This is a genomic window from Beijerinckia sp. L45 (assembly GCF_009765775.1).
Taxonomy (GTDB): Bacteria; Pseudomonadota; Alphaproteobacteria; order Rhizobiales; family Beijerinckiaceae; genus RH-AL1.
This window is the reverse complement of record NZ_LMUU01000215.1, coordinates 45,929-62,313: the sequence shown is the minus strand read 5'-3', so window position 1 is coordinate 62,313 and position 16,385 is coordinate 45,929. Positions and strand designations below refer to the sequence as shown.

The 16,385-nt window shown below is 63.2% G+C and carries 14 protein-coding genes; all 14 read right to left on the bottom strand.

Features of this window, described 5'->3' with window-relative positions; genetic code table 11:
• On the bottom strand, positions 1 to 1,500 hold a 1,500-nt coding region (locus GSQ79_RS22340), incomplete at its 3' end, for an ABC transporter ATP-binding protein (RefSeq protein ID WP_246725506.1).
• Entirely contained in the window at positions 1,500 to 2,378 is an 879-nt protein-coding gene (locus GSQ79_RS22335) for an ABC transporter permease (RefSeq protein ID WP_158810977.1), read from the bottom strand. The genes GSQ79_RS22340 and GSQ79_RS22335, both read right to left, overlap by 1 nt.
• Positions 2,375 to 3,406: an ABC transporter permease gene (locus GSQ79_RS22330; RefSeq protein WP_158810976.1), complete on the bottom strand. Its 1,032-nt coding sequence runs from the start codon at positions 3,404 to 3,406 to the stop codon at positions 2,375 to 2,377. Before GSQ79_RS22330 ends, GSQ79_RS22335 begins: the two co-directional genes overlap by 4 nt.
• Positions 3,406 to 5,004: an ABC transporter substrate-binding protein gene (locus GSQ79_RS22325; protein ID WP_158810975.1), complete on the bottom strand. Its 1,599-nt coding sequence runs from the start codon at positions 5,002 to 5,004 to the stop codon at positions 3,406 to 3,408. The genes GSQ79_RS22330 and GSQ79_RS22325 overlap by 1 nt, the downstream gene beginning before the upstream one ends.
• Before the next feature lie 238 nt (positions 5,005 to 5,242).
• Positions 5,243 to 6,358, bottom strand: a complete 1,116-nt coding sequence (locus GSQ79_RS22320; protein ID WP_158811063.1) for a metallophosphoesterase — start codon at positions 6,356 to 6,358, stop codon at positions 5,243 to 5,245.
• 327 nt (positions 6,359 to 6,685) lie between these two features.
• Positions 6,686 to 7,642, bottom strand: coding sequence for a dihydrodipicolinate synthase family protein (locus tag GSQ79_RS22315; protein ID WP_158810974.1), 957 nt, complete (start codon positions 7,640 to 7,642; stop codon positions 6,686 to 6,688).
• Between the two features lie 56 nt (positions 7,643 to 7,698).
• Positions 7,699 to 8,502, bottom strand: coding sequence for an ABC transporter permease (locus GSQ79_RS22310; RefSeq protein ID WP_158810973.1), 804 nt, complete (start codon positions 8,500 to 8,502; stop codon positions 7,699 to 7,701).
• Positions 8,499 to 9,359 carry an ABC transporter ATP-binding protein gene (locus GSQ79_RS22305; RefSeq protein ID WP_158810972.1) on the bottom strand — a complete coding sequence of 287 codons (861 nt, stop codon included), beginning with the start codon at positions 9,357 to 9,359 and terminating at the stop codon, positions 8,499 to 8,501. Before GSQ79_RS22305 ends, GSQ79_RS22310 begins: the two co-directional genes overlap by 4 nt.
• Before the next feature lie 23 nt (positions 9,360 to 9,382).
• The gene (locus tag GSQ79_RS22300; protein ID WP_158810971.1) at positions 9,383 to 10,750 is read right to left on the bottom strand and encodes a dihydroorotase family protein; all 1,368 of its coding nucleotides are present in this window, start codon (positions 10,748 to 10,750) and stop codon (positions 9,383 to 9,385) included.
• A 33-nt stretch (positions 10,751 to 10,783) separates the two neighbouring features.
• Positions 10,784 to 11,560, bottom strand: coding sequence for an SDR family oxidoreductase (locus GSQ79_RS22295; RefSeq protein ID WP_246725505.1), 777 nt, complete (start codon positions 11,558 to 11,560; stop codon positions 10,784 to 10,786).
• Between the two features lie 71 nt (positions 11,561 to 11,631).
• Positions 11,632 to 13,026 (bottom strand): dihydroorotase family protein, encoded by a 1,395-nt coding sequence (locus GSQ79_RS22290; RefSeq protein WP_158810969.1) that lies wholly within the window; start codon positions 13,024 to 13,026, stop codon positions 11,632 to 11,634.
• A gap of 10 nt (positions 13,027 to 13,036) precedes the next feature.
• Positions 13,037 to 13,900, bottom strand: a complete 864-nt coding sequence (locus GSQ79_RS22285; protein ID WP_210253182.1) for a creatininase family protein — start codon at positions 13,898 to 13,900, stop codon at positions 13,037 to 13,039.
• Between the two features lie 28 nt (positions 13,901 to 13,928).
• Positions 13,929 to 14,903 (bottom strand): PDR/VanB family oxidoreductase, encoded by a 975-nt coding sequence (locus GSQ79_RS22280; RefSeq protein ID WP_158810968.1) that lies wholly within the window; start codon positions 14,901 to 14,903, stop codon positions 13,929 to 13,931.
• An 83-nt stretch (positions 14,904 to 14,986) separates the two neighbouring features.
• Positions 14,987 to 16,312: a Rieske 2Fe-2S domain-containing protein gene (locus GSQ79_RS22275; protein ID WP_210253181.1), complete on the bottom strand. Its 1,326-nt coding sequence runs from the start codon at positions 16,310 to 16,312 to the stop codon at positions 14,987 to 14,989.
• Between the last annotated feature and the right edge of the window lie 73 nt (positions 16,313 to 16,385).

Sequence of the window (16,385 nt, the reverse complement as noted above, 5' to 3'; positions counted from 1 at the left end):
GAGATCGTGTGAGACGAAGAGATAGCTCATGCCGAGCGTCGCCTTCAGGTCCGCCAGGAGGTTGAGCACGATCGCCTGGACCGAGACGTCTAGAGCGGCAGTCGGCTCGTCGAGAATGACGAGCTTCGGGCTGAGCGCAATGGCACGGGCAATTCCGACACGGGCTTTCTGGCCGCCGGACAGCTGATGCGGAAATCGGTCGAGAAGGTAGAGCGGCAAACCAACGAGATCCGCCAGTCGCTCGACCTTTTCACGCGCAGCGTCGGCTCGCTTGACGCCGCCGAGGCGATACAAGGGGTCGGCGATAGCGCGGAACGCGGTGTAGCGCGGATTCAGGCTCTCGGTGGCATCCTGGAAGACCATCTGCAGCTTACCGCGATCGGTGTCGCCGGCGAAACGCGAAGCCGGCACGGTAGCGAGTTCGCGACCGTCGAGCACGATGCTGCCGGCGGTGGGGTCGAGCAGCCGCATCACCATCATCGATGTCGTCGACTTGCCGCATCCCGACTCGCCGACCAGCCCGACGCTCTCGCCCGATTTGACGTCGAAGCTAATGCCGTCGACCGCGCGGAAGGACCCATAATGCTTGGCGAGGTTTTTGATTTGCAGCAACGGCGCGCCGGCGGGAATCGATACGACCGGAGGTGCGGCTGTCGCGAGCAGATCCCGCAGGCCGATGCCGGCCCGTGGCGTCGCCTTCATCAGCCTCGCGCTATAGGGATGCTCCGGGGCCGCAAAGATCTGTTTCGAGGCGGCCGCCTCGACGACGCGGCCGCGCTCCATGATGATCAGGCGGTCGCAATAGGTCGCGGCGAGGCCGAGATCGTGGGTGATGAGGATCGTCGCCATGTCGCGCGCTCGTCCGAGCTCGACGACCAGGTCCATCACCGCCTTCTGCGTGGTGACGTCGAGCCCGGTCGTCGGCTCGTCGGCGATCAGCAGCTTCGGGCGGCATGCCAGCGCGATGGCGATCACGACGCGCTGGCACATGCCACCGGAAAGCTGGAACGGAAAGGCATCGACCCGCTCCTCAGGCTTCGTGATGCGCACGAGCCGCAACGCTTCGATCGCCCTCTCGCGCGCGGTGGCCGCACTTGCCTGATCATGGCGGATCAGCACGTCGGCAATCTGGCGTCCGACGGTGCGGATCGGGTTGAGACTGGCGCGCGGGTTTTGGAAGATCATCGAAATCTGCGAGCCGCGCACCGTCTGCATCGCCGGCTCGGACGCCTTGGTGAGATCGCGGCCGTCGAAGGAGATCGTGCCGTGCGTGATCCGCCCGGCGCGATCGAGAATCTTCATCACGGCGTAAGAGGTGACTGACTTGCCGCTGCCGGACTCCCCGACGACGCCGATCGTCTCGCCGCGCCTGACCTGAAACGAGATCGTGTCGACCGCACGCACGGCGCCGTTGCGCGTGGTGAACTCGACGACTAGATCGTCGATGTCGAGCAATGCACCGGTGACCGGTGACGGTGGAAGGCTTGCGGCCAACGCCATCACGTGCGCCTTTGCGGATCGACGAGATCGCGGAGGCCATCGCCGAGCAGGTTGAAGGTGAAGACCGCGAGCATCAGCGCCAGCCCTGGGAAGATCGCGAGCCACCATTCGCCCGAAACGATGTTGTTGGCCCCCTCGGCGACCATGATGCCCCATTCCGCTGCCGGCGGACGCACGCCGAGTCCGATGAACGACAGGCCGGCGGCGTTCAAAATCGCCCAGCCCAGATTGAGCGAGATCTGCACCATCATCGGGGGCAGGATATTGGGGAACACCTGCGTCGCCAGGATGCGCGGGCCACTGTTGCCCGAGAGCCGGGCGGCCATGACGAAACCAGCCTCGCGGCGGATCATGACTTCGGTCCGCGCAAGACGCGCATAGAACGGCAGGTTCACGATTGCGGTGGCGTAGACGACGTTGGCGACGTTGTTGCCGAGCGCCGCGACGATACCCATCGCCAGCACGAAGAGCGGAAACGCCATGATCGTATCGATCAGCCGCCCCGAGATCCGGTCGAACCAACCGCCATAGAAGCCCGCGATCGAGCCGATCAAGCAGCCGCCGAGGAAGGAAAGCGCAACCGCACTGACGGATATCAGCAGATCGAGCCGCGTCGCGACGATGACGCGCGAGAAGACGTCGCGGCCGACGCTGTCGGTTCCGAACCAATGGGTCGTCGACGGCGGCTTCAAGGCCTCCGCGGCGTTGCTGGCGAATGGCGAGAACGGCACGAGGCTCGGCCCGAGCACGGCAACCAGCACGAGAAGAATCAACAGTGAGAAAGCGGCCAGCGTCAGCGGATTGCCGCCCAGCACATGGACGAGATGGCGCCAATTCCGTTTGATGGCGCTGTCGCGCGCTGCGGTAACGGCGCTCACGCCGGCACGCTCAAGCGCGGATCAACGAGGGTGTAGATCACGTCGACGAGGAGGTTGAGAGCCACGAAAAGGATCGCCATCGTGAGGACGAAGCCCTGCACGGCCGCGTAGTCCGAGCTGACGAGGGCATCGACCGCAAAGGACCCGATGCCGGGCCAAGAGAACACCTTCTCGACAAGGACGTTGGCGCCGAGCACGAACGAAAATACCATGCCGAGCGTGGTGATGACCGGCAGGACCGCGTTGCCGAAGGCGTAGGTGAACAGCACCTTGCGGCGCGAGAGGCCAGCCGCGCGCGCCGTGCGGATGAAGTCGCTGGCCAGCACCTGCAGCATCGAGGCCCGCGTCATCCGCGCGATGGGCGCAAGCGTGAACAGGGCGAGTGTCACGGCTGGCAACACAAGCTGTGCCACTGACGCCTTGAAGATCTCGAAATCGCCGGCGAGCAAGGCATCGATGGTGAAGAAGCCGGTGATTGCCGCCGGGCTCGCATAGAGGATATCGAGCCGCCCCATCGGAGCCGGCGACCAGCCGAGCTGGTAGTAGAAAATATAAACAAGTGCGAGACCAGTGAAGAAGGTTGGCAGCGAGACACCCAACGTCACGACGAACCGGCAGAGATGGTCGACCCAGCTGTCGGGGCGCGTCGCGGCGAGGATGCCGAGCGGCACTGCGATCGCGATGGCGACGATCAGCGCGACGAGAGTCAGCTCCAGCGACGCCGGCAGCCGCGCCATCAGCTCGTGACCGACGCTCTGTCCGGTGGAGATCGACTGACCGAGATCGCCGTGAAGCAGATCGCGGACGTAGACCACGAACTGTACCGGCAGGCTGCGATCGAGGCCGAGGTTATGGCGGATCTGCGCGATGCTCTCGGCGTCGGCGGTCGGCCCGGCGAAATAGGCCGCTGGGTCTCCCGGAAGTGCGCGGGTCAGCAGAAACGTGATGATCACGATGCCGACGAGGGCCGGTACCGCGTGGAGAATCCGCTGACCCACAAGTAGCAGCTTGCTTCGCGGGCCGCTCATCAGGTCAGCTTCAGCGTTCGCGCATCAACGCCGCGGTGGAACCAGGACTCGTAGCCCGACACCTTCTTCGCCATGGCCGACGACAGCGCCGGCTGCCACAGCGGTATGCGCGGCACGTCTTCGATGGCGATCGCAATCATGCGCTTGACCGCCGGCGCATAGGCCGGGTCGTTCAGGGCCATCGGCATCGTCTTCGCCACCAACGCCGCCATCTCAGGATTGTCATATTGAGCAGGGTTGAACAACGTGCCCTTGGTATAGGTGTAGAAGAAGTAATAGTCCGGCGTGTCGAGCCAGCCGCCGAAGCCGTCGATGATCATGGGAAACTTCTTTTGCACCAGCGCCAGCGTCCGCCAGTTGGCGCCGGGGATGCGGTCGATCGTGCAGGTAATGCCGATCTTCCCGAGGCTCTCCTGCACCAGCAGAGCTGACGGCTCGCTCCATTCGGCGGTGCTGAGATCGATGGATATCGGAACCGTGAAGCCATCCTTGTACGCGGTCTCGGCCAGGAGTGCCTTTGCCTTGTCCAGATCGGTTTTGTAGGGAAAGGCGGCCGGCCAGACCGCGCTGTCGGGCACGCCAGGGGCGCCAAACATGGCCTTGCCCTGGCCGAAGGCCGCCTGCTCGAAGATCTGCTGATAAGGCACGGCCCAGGCCACGGCCTGGCGCACCTTGCGGTCCTGGAACGGCGGAAACGTCACGTTGAGGCTGATGACGTTTTCGACGTTGACGATGGGCCAGCTTGCGACCTTGAGCTTCGGGCTTGCCTTGAGCTCTTGCGCGTCCTTGCCGCCGATGTCGAAGTCGATATGGATGTCGCCGCGCTCGACAAGAGCCCTGCGCGTGGACTTGCTCGGGATCTCACGGATGATCGCGCGGCGGATCGCGGGGACGGAGCCCCCTTTCCAATGATCGTTTCGGATATAGACGAGCTGCTGGCCCGGGTCCCAACGCTCGACATGGAAGGCGCCCGATCCGGCCGTGTTGCGATGCGTGTATTCGGCGCCCCACGGATCGGCCGCGGTGACATGCGCCTTCACAACTTTGGAATTGTAGATGATCGCCAGGGGAACTGCAAAGTCCGGCAGCGACAGCTTTGACCCGACCGGAAAGGTCACCTTGATGGTATGCGGATCGATCACGGAAAACTGTTCCGGCTTGGTCATCTTGCCGATGCCGAACTGCTGCGTCGGGAAGCCGCCGATCGAGACCGCGCGATCGAAAGACCATTTGACGTCATCCGCCGTCACCGGCGTGCCATCGGTAAAGACCGCGTCGGGCTTGAGCTTGAAGACGACCGAAAGCCCGTCCGGCGCGACGTCCCAGCTTTCCGCCAGTTCGCCGCGAAGCTTCGCGTAATCGGAGTGGGTGCCGTAGATGTCGTCGACGGTCCCTTGAGCCAGCAGGCGATCATAGGCATTGATGGCCACCTGATAGGCTGGCCGGTTGCTGCCTGAGCGCTGGATATCGAGACTGTTGATCGTGTCGCCGATGGCGATGACGATCGTGTCGTCTTCTGCCGCCGCGCCCCCTCTTACGTCCAGGAGGCCAGCCGCCCCCGAAACCACGACGGCGTTCAAAAATGTCCTGCGGTCCATGCAATCTCCTGATCAGGGAGCATTATGCAAATCGAGGGCCTCGCGGCGAGGCGCGTCGGCGGAAACCCAGTTGCGTGGGCTGACGGTATGGCGGGGCGTCCCGAACTGACGAGGTGAAAGGGAAGCGATTTGTCTCGCATGCCGATCAGGATGAGGCTTGGATGCCCTCGTGCACGGCTTTTTTCTTACGCAGGCTATTACCGATGGATGTCGAACAGATTTTGGTCGATCACTGGCTTCAGCTCTTTCCGCGTAGCGTGATCCGCGTGAGTTCCGATGGTCGACCGAGGCGAAGAGCGAACCCTGGCCACAAGGCCGTGCCATTGCTGACGTAAAGCGTCATCCCCTCGACCAAATAGCGCCCGGAGACGAATCCGCCGTTTCCGTTCGCGACGAGCCGGTCCAGTCCCTTCATTCCGCCATGTGTGTGCCCGGAAAGCTGGAGAGTGACGCCTCGCGCGGCTGCTCGTCTCGCTCCGCGCGGTTGATGATCGAGCAGAATAACGGGTGCCCCGTCAGGGGCGCCGGCGAGCGCCTGTTCGAGGTCGGGCCCCTGCTGCCCGAGCCTCAAGGCGGACCGGTCCGTGACCCCAGCGAGCACGATCCGGGCGTCTCCGCGCGTGAGGACGGCATGCGCATTTTCCAGCATGCGTATCCCCATGCCGCTGAGATGGCTTATCCACGCGGCATAATCGAAAAAATATTCATGGTTGCCCGGAATGCCGTAGACGCCGTCCGGCGCGCGCAGATCGCGCAACGGCTCGACATCGTCGCGGCGCATCGCCACCGAGCCGTCGATAAAGTCGCCCGTTACGACGATGAGGTCCACGCCGGACGCGTTGGCCCGATCGACCACTGCCCTTGCCCAGCGTTCCGTGAACAGGCGGCTGATGTGTAGATCCGTCAGTTGAAGCAACCGATATCCCTCGAAAGCGGGCGGTAGATTGCGGATCGCGACCTCGATGTCTTTCACCGGCGGCACGCGTAAGGCGCTCGCCACGCCGAAGGCGGCGGTAAGAGCAGCCATGCCTGAGATCGCGTAGCGCACGCTGTCGGGGACAACGATCAAATGCTGCCGCGCCAGCATGACCGTCAGCGTGCCAAGGTCGAGCAGGATTTGCAGCGCGGCCAACACCGCAATGGTGCCGAAGCCCCAGTTGAACAGGATGACGATGACCCGCGGAAATTCCGGCGCGAAACGCGACCCCGACGAAAGCCGGCTCCAGAAATGGTATTGCGAGACCAAGAGCAGCAGCAGCGCGATCGCGCCCGTACTCCCGAATGGCAATGACAACGGCCAGAGCCAGCGAACAATTACGATCAAGCTCGGGATCGCCAAGATGAGGTTGAAAATTATGGGTCTCCGTGTCGGGGGCCGCGGCCGCCGAGCCAATCAGTCTGTCGCAGAGTTTCGCCCTACCACCTTTCGATGGCCGCCATCTCTTGTGATTGTAATGTAAAGACCGATTTCTCCGTCAACTGTGCGGCATCTTCTTCAGATTTGTCGATGCGGTTGAAGACTACCGAGCCAGGCGGCGCGAGCGTCCGGCATATTTTCATCTCCAGAAAGCGGCCCGTGCTCTCGTCCCTGATTATGATCGCTGCCGAAGGTCGGAATTGGCGGCAACTGCGCGCTATCGCTTCATCGCATCATAAATTGCCGCACACCCCTGAACCGCAATCACGCAGTCCGGGCCAACCGCGGATGGTTTTCTTTGAGCCGATATTCCAGTCTAGCGATGAGGCGCGACAACTCGTCATGATCTTCTTGCGTCAATTTCGGGCCGGGTGCGCGGACGAAACTGCTCGCGATGGCGCCGCGTCGGCGGATGATTTCCTTGCGCAGAGCCAGGCCGAGGCCAGGCTGCGCCTCGTGGCGGAGCAGTGGCAGGTAGATGTCGAAGACGTCTTCGCCCCCTTCGGGGTCCCCGGCGGCGTAGCGAGCGGTCACCTCGACAAGCATTTCGGGATAGGCAAACCCTGTCATCGCGCCATCGGCGCCGCGCGCCAGCTCTTGCGGCAGGTACAAACCGCCGCTGCCGACGAGAATGCTGATGCGGCGATGCTGGCCGCTCATTGAGCCCTTGCGAAGACGCGTCAGTTTGTTGAACCCGGGGCAATCCTCATGCTTCAGCATGACGACCTGGGGAAATGCATCGATGATGCGGTTGATCGTATCAACAGAAAGATGGACCGTCGTAACGAACGGAAAATCCTGAAGCACGACGGGGACGCCCGCGCCGAGGCCGGCGCAGACCGACGCGAAATAGGAAAACGCCTGCTCTTCCGTGCGGATCGACGCGATCGGCGCGACCATGACGCCGGCTGCACCGGCATCCATCGATGCCGATGCCAACTTGAGAAGGGCTGTCGTTCCCGAACTGCTGACGCCGACGACGACGGGAACCTTGCCAGCGACACGGTCGATGAAGCGTTTCATGACCTGAAGGCTCTCGTCATCCGAGAGCTTGTTGGCTTCGCCCATCATGCCAAGAATGGTCATGCCCGTGACGCCGGAGGCCAGGTAGAAATCGACAAGGCTGTCGATACTGCCCAAGTCGACATCGCCGTCATCGCGAAACGGCGTAGCCGCAATGACGCAGACACCCTTTTCATCTTCCGTAATCAGTCTCGTCATGGGTTGCTTCTCTTAGTTTTTCGCAAAATCATTGCTGGGCGATGAGGGAATGACGGCTAGCGCTCGCCGCGGATCGAAATGTGCCAGGGAATCATGCGGCGCTCGACGATTTCGATGATCCAGAAGAACGCCATGCCCAGCGCGGATAGGACCACGATGGCGGAGAACTGCCGCGTGATGTCGAAGTTGGAGGAGGCAGCCAGGATGACGTAGCCGAGCCCTGCATCAGACCCGACAAATTCCGCAACGACGGCGCCGATCACGGCCAGCACGGCGGCCATCTTCATGCCGGCGAGAATGCTGGGAAGCGCCTGCGGCAGACAAAAGCGAAAGAAGACCTGCCACAGGCTCGCACCCATGGATTGCGCGAGATAGATCATCTGAGGCGGCGTCGAGCGCAGGCCGACGACGGCGTTGATGACTATTGGGAAAAACGCGATCGTGATCACGATCACGACCTTCGGCGTCATGCCGAAGCCGAACCAGGCCAGCATCAAGGGTGCGATCGCCACCTTGGGAACGACTTGCGATCCCACCAGCAGTGGATAAAGCGACTTGTTGAGAATGCGCGAATAGCTGAGCATGATCGCGATCGGCATTCCGATCGCGACGCTGGCCGCAAAGCCGAGCACGACGACCAGGCTTGTTTTCGCCGCATGGGGCACGAAATAGCTCGCGTTGAAAACCAGGTCCTTCATGATGTCGTAGGGCGACGGCAGAAGAAACGCCGGCACTTTGAGGACGCTGCAAGCCAATTGCCAGATAATGATAAGGCCGATGAGGGTCAGCAGGGCATAAGGCGGTTCGTACCGAGTGTACCAGGCCTGCAGTGGCGGGGTGTCGATGGCTTGAACGCTCATGCCTCGTCCTCTTTCAGCACACCCAACGTCTTGAAGATGTCCGTGACGGCCTGGACGTAATGCGCGTAGGCTGGCGTGTCGCGGACCGCGAGCCGGCGGGGCCGCGGGAGTTCGACGTCAATGATGGTCTCGATCTTGCCCGGCCGCGGCGACATGACGACGATGCGGTCGCTGAGGAAGACGGCTTCGGCGATCGAATGCGTGATGAAGACGACGGTCATCGCCCGGTTTGACCACAACCGAAGCAGATCGACCTGCAGCTGGTCTCGCGTCAGGGCATCCAGGGCACCGAACGGTTCGTCCATGACGAGCAGAGGCGGGTTGTGAAGGAGGGCCCGGCAGATCGAGACGCGCTGCCGCATGCCGCCCGACAACTCGTGCGGCATCGCCTCGTGGAAGGCTTCGAGCCCCACCATCTTGAGCAATTCTTCGGCCCGTGCCCTTGCCGCCTTGGGTTCGAGCTTCCGGATCTCGGCCTGAAGGAGAACGTTGGACAAGGCGCTCCGCCATTCGAGCAGCGCATCCTGCTGGAAGACCACGCCGATGTCGGCATTGGGTCCATCGATCGTCTTCCCGCCGATCATAATCGAACCGCTGCTCGCTCGATCGAGACCGGCGAGCAGCATCATCAGCGTGCTCTTGCCGCAACCGCTGGGACCGATGACGGAAACGAACTCGCCTTCCCTAACCTCAAGGTTGACGGCGCTCAGGGCTTGGATCGGGCCCTGTCGTGTTTTGAAGATCTTCGAAACGTTGCGGATGGCGATCGAGCGATCCGTCGATGCCCGGTGCAGGGCATCGAGACTGGTGTGCGTCCCCGCCAATCGGTCCGTTGTAAGCGTTGCATCGTGCAGCATGGTGCTTCCTTCCCGGACGTCGGTCATCGCGACAGCGTCTGCGCCTTGCGAGCAACGAACGTTCCGTCGCCCGGCGCGCCGACCACGGTGACGCCATCCCACACCAGCTTACCTCGCACGAACGTCGCGGCGACGCGGGCACCAAAGGTTTCACCGTCGAAAGGGCTCCAGTTCAATCCGTCATGGGTCTTGGACGCATCGAAGACCCAGTCTTCCAACACGATCACCGCAACGTCGGCGTCGGCGCCCACCATAAGGCCGCCCTTGCGGGGCCAAAGGCCGAAAAATCGCGCCGGCCCTTCGCACAAGTGACGGGCCGCCAAGGCAACAGCATCTTTGCCTCGCTTGTGCAGGCCGGTGACCAACGCGGGAAGCAACGTCTCCAGCCCCGGAATGCCGGCCGGCGCGTCGAATGAGCATGCGGCCTGCTTGCGGGACAGAGGCCAGGCGCTATGGTCGGACGAGACGAAGGAGACACCGCTGCCGCCAAGCTCTGCCCAAAGCTTTTCGCGGACGCCGCTGCGGATCGGAGGATTGACCTTCATCAGCGCACCGAGCCGCGGCATGTCCGCCGCCGCATCGAAGTGAAGATAGTGCACGCACATCTCGCCGGTCGCGCGGGCGCCCTCGGCCTGATAGCGACGAACGAGTTCGAAGCCGCGCAGCGAGGTCATATGCACGATGTGGACGTGGGCGCCGATTGCGCGCCCCATCTCGAGGAAGGCTGCTGTCGCGACGAGCTCAGCAACTTCCGGTCGGCTCGGATCGTGGCTCTCCGGCCCGGTGGCCTCTCTTTTGCGGAAATCCAGCATCGTCGCGTCGACAATCTCCTGATCCTCGTTGTGCAGCCCCGTCGGAATATCGGTTTCGGCAAGCCGCTTCAAAAGCGCGAGAACGCGGTCGGCCCGGATCTTGGGAAAGCGGGTCGGATGGTTCTCGTAAGACGAGACCTTGAAGGCGCAAGCTCCGGCGTCGATCAGCGTAGGGACTTCCGACAGGTCGCTGTCGTTGGTGATCGTCGCATAAAGCGCGACGTTACAATGCGCGAAGCGGTCCACCGCGGCGATCTTCGTCGCCATCACGGCAAGCGTCGCGACAACGTCCGGTTCATCGTACGGCATATCCACGATCGTGGTGATGCCACCGGCGATCGCGGAGCGCGTCGTCTGTTCCAGGCCGGCGATGCCGAATTGGCTGCCGGCGTGGGTCTGGCCATCGATGACGCCAGGCATGACATAGCAGCCGGACGCGTCGTGAACCTGCCCAGCAGCCGGGGGCGTTCCCGTCCCGATCGCCGCGATCCGGCCGTCCGTGATCGCGATCCAGCCGTCCCGGAGGCAGCCGTTCGGCGTCACGATATGTCCCAGCACCACGAGCGAATAGTCAGCCATTGTCAGCCTTTGTAAGAGCCGCCCGCAGGCAGTCTAAATCGCTTTGATCATGCCGCCGTCGATGCGGATCACCGACCCGGTCACGTAACTGCTCGTCTGGCCCGCAAGAAAGGCGACGACCGACGCAAATTCATCGACTCGCCCGTATCGACCCATCGGGATTGTCGCCAGGGACGCCTTCACCATATCGGCGATGGGCTTGCCGCTTTTCGCAGCGGCAGCCTGATCGAGCTGGGCGACGCGCGGCGTATCGATCCGCCCCGGAAGCACGACGTTGACGGTCACGCCATCCGCGGCGACCTCCAGCGACAGCGTCTTCATCCAGGAGACGACCGAGGAACGCATCGCATTGGAGACGGCAAGCTGCGGGATCGGTTGCACGACGCCGCTCGATGCCAGCGTGATCACGCGGCCCCATTGACGCGCCCGCATGCCTTGAATCGCGAGGCGTGTGATTTCGAAGATGGGAAGAACCATCTTTGCGAACTCGTCGTCCCACGTCTTCGCAGCGACCCCACTTGCAAGGCCGCCGGCGGGACCGCCGCTGTTGTTGACGAGAATATCGATCGGGCCGAAAAACTTTTGCGCCGCATCGAGCACGCGCTCCGGTGTGGTGGGATCCGCGAGATCGGCCACGACATAGGCGGCCCGTCCCGCCTTGCGCTCGTTCAGCGCCGCCGTTTCGGTGGCAAGGCGCTCTTCGCCTCGGCCCATCAGCACCACGTTGGCCCCTTCGGCGCATAGCGCCGTCGCCACGCCGAGGCCGAGGCCCTGGCTGGAGGCAAGCACCAGCGCGCATTTGTTCGTCAAACCAAGATCCATGAAATTCCTTGCGGCCGTCGTTTGGGAGGTCGGTTTTTACCTTTGTAGTATGGTGTGCCTCACGCCGCGGACGCGCGCGCCCGGAGTATGGCGCTCGCATCGGCTGTACGCGCGCGCGGCAGGAACCGCCCGAACCCTTTGGTGCCGCTCACGGTCCTGCCATCCCAGACCTGCGTGCCGCGCACGAAGGTCGCGACGACGGCAGCGCTCATCTCCATGCCGTCGAAAGGGCTCCAGTTGACCCCGTCATGGGCCTTCGCGGAGTCGTAGACGAACGGCGTCGGATCCATCACGGCGAAATCGGCGTCGGCGCCGACGGCGATCGCACCTTTCTTCGGCCAGAGCCCGAACAGCTTGGCCGGTCGTTCCGCCATCACGGACGCCATCATCGACGGCGCATCCATGCCGTGAGCTTGAAGCCCGGTGAACAGCACCGGCATCAGGGACTCGATTCCGGGAACGCCGGGACCGGCCTCGAAGATGGTTCCGGACAGCTTGTTCTCGAGCGACATCGTCGAATGATCGGACGAGACGCATTCGACCCGGCCCGCCCTGATCTGCTCCCACAATGCGTCCCGGGCGCCCGCGCGGATCGGCGGATTCACTTTGATCAGCGCGCCAAGCGTCTCGCCATGAATGTCGGGATCGAAGATGAGATAATGAACGCAAATTTCGCCGGTCGTCGCAAAGCCTTCCTGCTTGTAACGCTCGAGCAGTTCGAAGCCCCGCGGTGTCGAAATATGCACGATATGCGCTTGCGCGCCGGTATGCGCCGCAAGCTCGAGAAAAAGCGCCGTCGCCGCGAGTTCCGCGGCCTCCGGGCGGCAACTTGAATGAACTTTCAGCGAACTCTCGCCGGTCGCGCGCATCCGTTCCGTGTTGAAGCGGACGATCTCCTGGTCTTCATTGTGAATGCCAAGGGGCAGGCCCAATTCCGCCGCCACCTGCAACATGGCGAGTTGCTGTTCGGCCGGAATGCGTGGAAACCGCGTCGGATGGCTTTCGCAGACGGAAATCTTGAAGGCACAGACACCGGCCTCCGCGAGGTCGTACATCGCGTCCGTCGCCTGATGCGGCGCCAGCGTCCCATATAAGGCGACGTCGCAGTAGGAGAGGCTTTCGACGGCAGCCACCTTGGCATCGAACAGGGCTAGCGTGCTCAGCGGGGTCGGATGATCGAAGGGCATCTCGATCATCGTTGTGACACCGCCGCAGATTGCGGCGCGGCTTGTCGGTTCGAGGCCGGGAAGCCCGAGATAGCTGCCGGCGTGTGTCTGCGCATCGATGCCGCCGGGCAGAATCCATGCGTCACCAAAATCATGAACGACTTTGGCCGCCGGTGCGTCGCCGGTGCCGATGGCAGCGATCGTCTCGCCCCGGACGGCGATCCATCCGCCAAGATGCGTCGTATCCGGGGTGACGACGGCGCCGCGTAAAACCATATCGTACGTCATGATCGGTGCCTTATCGGTTGGTCAGCGGATCGGAGACTCGGCGCGCCACGCCCGGCGCGGTTCGTCCCACGCGGATCGGCATGGCCGCGAATTCGTCGAAGAAGCGGGCAAGGCGCGTTGCCAGCACATCGAGGATGGCGGCGCCGTTTTCCGCGCTCGCGGCGGCGGGGTCGCCGTGGTAGCCGACGTCGTCGCCCTGAAAGATCGGCGGCCAGGCGGCCTTGGCCTCGGCGATCGGATCGGCCGTCTCGCCGGGAAGCACCCAGGGCTGCAGGATCCGCGGCGGAAGATCCCGAATCCGACTCACAATCTTGCTCGTATCGCTCTGCTGTTCGCGACCGACGGCGAGCATCAGCGACGTCTCGAACTCGCAGGCATGGCCGAAGCGCGGCGCTTTGCCTTTCAGCATCGCGATCCATTGCGCATCGGCCGGTGCCCAGTAATCGACGCCCGTCACCGGCACACCATCGGACACGAGTTCGGCGATCTTGGACTTCAGCGGCGCCGAGTTGCCGCCGTGCCCATTGACGAAGACGATGCGGCGGAACCCGGTCTCCGCGAGCGACGCGGCGATGTCGCCCAATACGGCGAGGTAGGTGCCGAGACGCAGGCTGATCGTGCCGGCATGGCTGAGATGGTGCGGCGAAAAACCGTAAGGCAGGGATGGCGCGACCAGCACCCTGGCGGATGTCGTCCGCACGGCCGCGTGACGCGCCACCGCTGTGCTGAGCTTGGCGTCGGTATCGACAGGCAGATGACTTCCGTGCTGCTCGATGGCACCGATCGGCACGACGACGAGGGCGCCGGCATCCCGCGCCTCCGCAATCTCATCACGCGTCAGATCCTGCCAAAGCACGTCAGAGAGATTCGTCATCGTGGGTCCGCTCCGTGGCTCGGCCGCATCATAGATCCAGGACCAGCCGCTCGCCGATGCACCCGGAGCAGCAGATCATCATTTTCGCGTTCGACGCCCGTTCGCGCTTCGACAAGACGGCATCGCGATGATCCGGCACGCCGTCCAGAACGAAGGTCTCGCACGTGCCGCAGACGCCCTGCATGCAGGATCGCGGTGTGTTCAAGCCCGCCGCAAGCAGGGTTTCCAGGATAGTCTGGTCGGGCGGCACGAAAATCGTCCTGCCGCTCTTGGCCAAGACCACGTCGAACCCGCCGCGCGCAGGAGCCGCGTCGGCGGCAAAGCGCTCGATATGGACGAACGCGCGGTCGCGGTCCGCCGTTGCGGTTTCGAAGGCCTTGAGCATGCCGGACGGACCGCAGCAATAAAAATGCGTGGGAGCCGGCTGAGCCGCCACGATGCCGGCAATGTCGAGTGTGGTTTGGCCAGGCTCCTGATCGAAGGCCACGATGACGCGGTCCGGATACGCACGCATCAGATCGCGGACGCCGTCCAGAAGCGCCGCCTTGGACTCGGCTCGCGCAGCATAGAACAAGGCCCAGGATCTCTGCAGGGCCTCCAGGCGGCGGACCATCGACCAGATCGGCGTGATGCCGATCCCACCGGCGATCAGAACGCTATGCGCGCCAGTCTCGACAAGCGGGAACGTATTGGCAGGATACGAAACCGTAATCCGGTCGCCCGGTCGCAGCGTGTCGCACATGAAAGCCGAGCCGCCCCGGCTCGCCGGGTCACGGGCAACCGCTATGACATAGCGGTGCTTCTCGTCCGGCGTGCTGATCAGCGAATAGCTTCGCTCGATGCCGCCAGGCATCAGCACATCGATGTGGGCGCCAGCTGTGAAAGCAGGCAGGGCTCCGCCATCGCACGATCGCAGCTCGAACGAATAGATGCCGTCGGCTTCCACGGCGATCGCTCGGACTTGAACGTCGAGAACGGCCCGACCCGGCGGAGGCGCGGTCACGACCGCGCCGCCGTGCAAGCGCCACGACTGCGAAGCCGCAAAGGATGGACGTTAAACTTTGGAGTGCTCGCCATCAGGGACTGTTACTCGGCGGCCTTCAGGCCGTGCAGCGGGCCGACGGCAGAGTTCATCGCGTTCTCATAGGCATCGAGCCAGTCGGTGCCCTTCTGCACGACGATATCGCCGCCACGCGCATCACGGCACAGATGCGGCTCCTCGACGATGCGCGGCAGCTTTCCGGTGTCGCGATAATCGATCGCGGCCTTGAGCAGGGCGCGGCGCGTCAGCATGACCATCCGATCACTCGAGGCGAGATGCTCGAGGCTGCGATCAACGATGGCGCCCATGCTTTCCTGGATCGCCTGATCCTGCATCGTAATGCCGACGATGCCGGTATAGCTGGAACCGTTACGCTGCATTTCGCGGTCGAGGTAATAGTCGTTGGCGCGGCTGGCCGTTGGCCGCCAGCGCCCCATCCAGTCGTCGGTGCGCGGACGATAGTCGAGGGGACGTGACAATCCCGGGACTTCCGTCCCGTCCCGATAGTACAGGGTCGTGTCCTTGCCGGTGCCGCGATAGACGTCGATGTTGAAGATCATCGTGTGTTCGTCGTCGATCGGCACCCAAGCGTTGGCCGAGACGTTGTTGGCCAGCATGTCGCTGGGATAGGTGACCCAGAACGGAAAGATGAACGACGCGAAGCGATGGTGCTCTTTGTTCTCGTCGGCGTCGCGCTGTGCCGAATACATCGTCCCGTAATCGGTCTCCGTGACGTTGATGATGGGGTCCTTGTTGATTACGGTGTAGCGGGCGGGATCGTTCAGATCGATCTGTTCGCCGTCGACCTTTCCAACATGCAGGAAACCGACGTGGGACGTATCGACGTCGCCTTCGAGCGCCTGCAACCAGTTGCAGTCACGCTGGGTCAGCGCGATGCCCTTGTCCTTGGTATCGACCATGGTCGGCTCGAGATCGGGAAGCGGCGGCGCTACTTCTTTTTCGCCCATGTAGAGGAATACGAGGCCGCCGCGTTCGGTGACCTGATAGGCATAGGCCTTGGTGCCGGCGGGATAGCGGTTCTTGTCCGGCACGTTCGGCTGATCGAGGCAATTGCCATCGACGTCGAACTTCCAGCCATGATAGGCGCAGCGAATCCCGCCCTCTTCATTCCGGCCGAAGAACAGCGACGCGCAGCGGTGCGGGCACCGATGGTCGAAGATCCCGACGCGGCCCGCGGTGTCGCGAAACGCGATCAGCTTTTCGCCAAGCAGCATCAAGCGCGTCGGATCGCCGTCGGCGATGAGCTCGGACGACAAGCATGCCGGAATCCAGAACTGGCGCATCAGGTTGCCCATCGGCGTGCCGCGTCCGACCCGGGTAAGGATCACGTTTTCCTCGGCAGAAATCATCGTCGTCTCCCGTTGAAGGCCGGGCACGGAGCAAATCTCAAACTCGCATCCGCGCGCAATTTGTCTGGTATAC